Origin of the sequence: Paraburkholderia sp. NMBU_R16 (genome assembly GCF_013282575.1) — a bacterium.
In the GTDB taxonomy this organism is placed as follows: domain Bacteria; phylum Pseudomonadota; class Gammaproteobacteria; order Burkholderiales; family Burkholderiaceae; genus Trinickia.
Genome location: NZ_JAAAYE010000275.1, coordinates 1 through 553 on the forward strand (window position 1 = coordinate 1; position 553 = coordinate 553).

Annotated in this window: 1 pseudogene; it reads left to right on the top strand. The window is 57.9% G+C overall.

The window, feature by feature from the left end:
* Positions 1–132: 132 nt before the first annotated feature.
* Positions 133–258: pseudogene (locus tag GWC77_RS28220) on the top strand (integrase core domain-containing protein); the annotation flags it as partial.
* Positions 259–553: the final 295 nt, after the last annotated feature.

Sequence of the window (553 nt, forward strand, 5' to 3'; positions counted from 1 at the left end):
TGGAGTCGTTCCGCTCACGATTGGAAGCAGGCCATGAACCAATTCGCTATCCTTTACGCCGATCGATTCGTTCGGCCATCCGTGTAAATCTCAACCCCGCCTTGAACACGGAAATTCTGACACTCCCGCCACGCCCGGCGCTCCATCAGCGACTACATCGATCTGTACAACCGGAAACGACCTCATTCGAGCCTGGCGGATCGCACGCCGGACGAGGCATACTTCGCGACGCTGCCTGCGATCCAATCGGCAGCATGATTGCCTCGGACGCTCCACTTAAAAATCCAAGAAAACTGTCCGAATGAGTGAGGCCACCTCTGACAGCCGACGCTAGCGAATTTCGTGCACACCGCTAGCAGGTTTCGTGACCATGGCTAGCAGAATTTGCGAGCTTCGACAAACGCCGGCCCCCACGGGACTGAGGTGCTCGTGAGAAACAAAATTCGTGCGTGTTGTTTCAGGCCGGGGCGGTTTCGCGCTCAAGCCGGAAACCGAGTGACTTGGCGCGCCGTTTCAGGGCGGCAAGGCTGCGCTGCTGTTGCTGCTCCTCGTA